The organism is Formivibrio sp. oc-25, assembly GCF_055810895.1.
In genome coordinates, this window is record NZ_JBVVOL010000015.1 from 1 (window position 1) to 850 (window position 850).

An 850-nucleotide genomic window follows, 5' to 3' on the forward strand; every position below is an offset into this window, starting at 1 on the left:
CAAGCACTACATCAACGAGTATGGCGACGACATGCCCGAGGTGAAGGACTGGGTCTGGCCGTATCAGAAGTGAGGCTGAATGGTGTAAAAATACAAATGCCCGCAGCATTGCTTGCGGGCATTTGCCATGATTGATTTTCTCGCTGTGCCAGGTATGCGGGGCACGCGAACGGACAAATCATAACTCTGTGCATGTCTACCCAAAGGGCAGTTGAAAATGCTGATCAGACCTGAAATACCCTCCGATCATGCAGCAATCCGGACTATCAATATCCAGGCATTTGCACACCATCCGTTTAGCCGGCAAACCGAACATCTGATAGTTCAGGCGCTGCGAGATGCCAACGCGCTTGTCCTCTCGCTTGTTGCCGAGGATGCCGGCGCCGTGATCGGCCATATTGCATTCTCGCTGGCCATGGTAGATGGCAAGGATGCGGGATGGTATACGCTCGGCCCGATTGCTGTTTTGCCAGATCGACAAGGGCAGGGCGTTGGATCGCAACTGGTGAATGCAGGACTTGCTGCGCTTCGGCTGCTGGGTGCAAATGGATGTGTGCTGGTCGGTGATTCTGGTTTCTATGCCAGATTTGGCTTCCGGGTCTGCCAGTCGCTTACTGTTGACGGTGTTCCCGCAGAGTATTTTCAATGCCTGGTTTTCTGTGGCCAAGAGCCGAGCGGAGTCGTAACGCACCACCCGGCATTCGCGGTAACCGCATAGCGTGCATGGTTACAGACAGCTTCCGGCACCTGCCGCAGCCTCACACACATACGCAGTCGCTGCAAACCCGCTGGCCTTGGCATAGTTCGCGGCAATGGCTGCCTTGGCCGGTTCGACCAGTTCATGCGGCAG

Annotated in this window: 1 protein-coding gene; it reads left to right on the top strand. The window is 55.5% G+C overall.

The annotated features are described in order from the left end of the window. The first annotated feature begins 217 nt into the window (after positions 1–217). Positions 218–718, top strand: coding sequence for a GNAT family N-acetyltransferase (locus AC0KVQ_RS10940; RefSeq protein ID WP_473421199.1), 501 nt, complete (start codon positions 218–220; stop codon positions 716–718). The last annotated feature ends 132 nt before the right edge of the window (positions 719–850 follow it).